Source organism: Lactococcus hircilactis, from assembly GCF_009601015.1.
Lineage (GTDB): Bacteria > Bacillota > Bacilli > Lactobacillales > Streptococcaceae > Lactococcus > Lactococcus hircilactis.
Genome location: NZ_WITJ01000036.1, coordinates 1 through 4,000, shown reverse-complemented (window position 1 = coordinate 4,000; position 4,000 = coordinate 1). Strand labels below are relative to the sequence as shown.

Genomic DNA, 4,000 nt, shown 5'->3' with positions numbered 1-4,000 from the left:
TCATGATTCACATCGCGCCACGCAAAGCCTGAGAGGTCCCGGCCGTAAACGGTCGTGCCAACCTTGGCTGAGTTGACTGGTGGGTTGATATTGCCTGTATAGTTGATGTTGGCTTGATTGTTGAAGAAATCGCCAGGTTTTTGTTTATTATCTGGCTGGATGGTAATGGTCAAGACGATAGTTGTCCCTTTGTTTAAGGTTGGAATATTAAACAAAATCGCCTTTGTCGCAGTGGGCGCGGTACCGACTGCGGCGAGTGCCGACCAGCCACCTGAGCCTGTCGTGATTGTGGCTGGATCCGAGCTTTCGTTATAGGTCGAGCTGGATGGTGCGGTCGTGTTGGTGCTGTATTTGACCGTGCTATCCGACGAGGAGACCTTGGTGACGGTATAGCCACCTGAGAGCGAGGTCCCACGACTATCGCCATTGTAGGGCAGGACGTCAAGGACATTGACATTGCTCATTGCGGCAGCCGTCATATTTGATACGGTCAGGCTGTAGGTGATCGAGGTATCTGGGACATCAGATGCTGGATCGTTTGCGACTGTGGCTTTATTTCCATCTTCGATTGCAGTTTTATCGACTTCCTTATCAAGTGTCAAAGCTTGAGTAAGCTGCTCTTGGAAGGTCGTACTTGAACTTCTGGATGGGGATGAACTTCCCGTGGTATCTGTCCCTGCTGTCCCTGAGGCAAGCCACATCGAGCCTACAGTAGATACCGTCAATGCACCTGTTAGACCACTTGAATTAAAGCTTAGACTTGCAGGATTTGAGAGGGCTTGGAAATTAACTTCGGTCAGCTGCGTCAAGGAGACACTCGCAAAGTTCCAGGTCAGAATTTGTTGGAGCGTTGCTCCTGAACCTGTCGTTGTGATGGTTGGGTCAGGAAGGGCTTTGCCTTGAGCATCAACAGAGCTGCCTGATTTATAGGTAATTCCAACAGGGAGTGTTGTCTGGAGGTTCCCGCCGTAGGTCGTGCTAGAGCTACCTTGGAAGTTGCCTTGGACTTTGATGTTAATGGACTGGGTGGTTTGGTAACTTGGTTGGGATACAGCGGTGGTGGAAGAAACTGAGTAAGATTTAATCACAGCAGAATCGCCCATCCAAGACCAATAAGTAGCTGGAACGTTAGTTGCCACTCCTGTTGAAACATTAAAGGTTGATGGTTGATAAGTTCCAATCGCTGATGGGAAGTTATATCCTGGTGCTGATGCAACGCCATTTCCAATTCTAGCATCACTCGTATCTCGAACAGGATCAAAAAGAAGACCTGTATTATTTGCATTGAGGGCATTTGTCGCAGTATCATAGAATCCTACGGCTTGCAAAACAACTAGTGGATTTCCTGCTGGTGTTTTATAGCCTGGATTTGTTTGAAGAACGGTAACTGGAACACCAAAAGAATCACTTTGCGTATCGGGACTGGTCCCATCTGGATACGATCTTATTTCCCGCACTGCTGAAATATCTCCTGTGGCTTGAGCAGCACTTGCACTCGTAAACCAATTATACTGATTATAAGCATTCACATATCCTCCTGTTTTCATCATATAAGGAGGCGTAGTGCTAAGATTTTTTGCAACGCCGTATAAAACAACCAATCCTTGCCCAGAATTTCGTCCACCTGAAGCAAAACCAGTCAGTAAATAACGACTAGAATCATATTGAAAAGCAGAGGGATCCCACATGATAATCTCTGTACGAGCCCCTATTTTACCGTAATTCGTATCATTCAGGCTACTCAATAAATATATAGAACTCTTTGCTCCAATAATTCCTTGTCCGAAATTAGTATTTAATGTACTCGAACCTACATTCTGTGCCGAAGCGTTTTGTAAGTCAAAATTACCTCCAGTATCAATCCCACTTATTTGTGGATAGTTTCCCACTTGTGCAAAAGTGTAGACATTACCTGAGATAGATGGACTACCAATCACACTCGTTCCTACAACATTATTAAACGATACACTAGCTACATAATTACCACTCGGAGTTATTAGATTAGTATATTTCTGATCATTCGCCGTCCCATTCGGGTTGTTTACAGTTTGACCATCGTAGGTCACAGAGCTGACATAGAGGGTATTAGTCAAAGATGACCATGGATTCGCATCGGCTGCGCTTGCATTTAAAGCGGCATTCATGTCATACCTTACTAAAAGCTCAGAAGTTGAGAAGGGACGTCCTTTGCTAATATTGTAAGAGGTCGCATCCATATTATAGGTATAGGGATTGTAAACGCCCGTATAGCCCGTGTTTGTGATGGTATTCGTATTAGAAAGATTATAAGGTCCCGAGGTTGTTCCTGTGAAACTTCCTGACTGATAAACACCGATACCTGCTTGCCCTGAGGTGGGCTGTGTCGTGTAGATTTGACCCGTATTCGCGGTAGGCACAGCGAGTGTCCCAGAAACTTTTGTCGGGTCGTTTCCTGTCAACCAACCTGAACCTGTCGTTTTACTCCATGGACCGACACGTCCAGCTGTTGCAGGTGCGACAGCTTCGACATAAGCCCCATCAGACTGACTGTTTTGTAGCGTGTAAGTTTGACCATTTCCTGCGACATAAGACCCTTTCATTGCGACCGTATAAGTAATCGGTCCAGTCGGGAAAGTAGCGCCCACATAGTTGCCCGTGTTGCGCCCTGGAAGTGGTGCTAAGACTGTGGTTGCACCAACATCCCACGCATACTCATTGTTATTGCCCGGACTTTCTTGGAAAATAGCTTGTGCTGCTGCACCAGAGACTGCCTTCCCTTTGGTTAAAAGTGTGGTAATACTTGGAGCAGCCGAAACAACGGTCGGTTTAACACCAAGTCCTGAGAAAGTACTTGAATCATAGGTTTGATTGAGACTGTCATCATTAAGGGTGTCATTGTTTGATGCTGTTGTGAGTTTGATGGTAAAGGTCGGTGTGATTTTTAGTCCATTAGGTGCGCTGGAGACTTGCACAACAATGGGTACAACGACTTGTCCTGTCGTTGAGATGGAAGAACTCATGATTCCTTGAGAATACTGGGTGCCATCTGCGTTTGTGTACATCGTCCCATTGACGATAGAGCCGTTCACCTGTGGGGTTTTGCCATCGCTTTGAAGGGTTACTGCGTTAGGGAGCGTTGCCGTCACTTGATAGCCAATATCTGAATAGTTGGTATTCGTATTGTTTTGGACATTGAAGCTGACAAGGTAGGTAATCGTGTCAAAAGAACGGACAAGGTCATTACTTGCATTGGCATCATATCCTGGTGTATAGCTCGTTGAGCTGTCGGGGTCTCCTTTGGGATCAGCGCCTAAGTTTCCTGTACTGGTACTCGCTGTTCCTGTATCAAACTGTGATGTTCCTGTAAGCACTTGGATATTTGCTGCTGAGATGACGATAGGGCTGGTGGTGCTTGCTAACGTGGTGAACTTCGCAAGACCAGCTTTTGCAAGCGCTGGCTTTGCTAGCGGTGCGTTAGTGGCTTGATTCGGGCTAAGCGTGACACTTGTGCCCTCTACTTTTGGTGTAGCGCTGCTCGTACTTGTATCGCTCGTTGTACTAGATGGGTCAGGCTGTGTGCCTGAGAGGATCAAGGGTGCTTTTAGGGACTTGTTATCTGCGAATTTTTGAGAGTCCGTGAGTGAGTTAGTTGAGTCCGCTGCATCTGCTTTCCATTCACCTAACGTTTGATCGGTCGTGATGGTTGGTACAGTGATGATCGTTTTCCCATCGTCCGTCTTCGTTGCCGGCTCACTCGAATCTGTCGCTTCAGCCATTTGGAAAAGGGTTTGCGTCAGATTTTGTGTGACATCACTTGCGACAACTGCGACAGCGGTCTTACTGGTGTGATGCACGACCAGCGTCAAGGGCGATCCTTTGACAAGTTCTAAGTACGTGTCCGTTGGTTGCTTTGGATCGGTCTGTGCGACAGCGATAGCTGTTGAGCTTGTGAGCAGACTTGAGCTGCTTTGCGTTGTGCTGCTTGTCGTGCTACTTGCTGGTGGGGCTGTTGAGCCAGTCG

Annotated in this window: 1 protein-coding gene; it reads right to left on the bottom strand. The window is 46.9% G+C overall.

The features are described 5' to 3' along the window. Positions 1 to 4,000 (bottom strand): beta strand repeat-containing protein (locus GHI93_RS12910; RefSeq protein ID WP_170272450.1); only part of this gene is annotated, 4,000 nt, incomplete at both ends.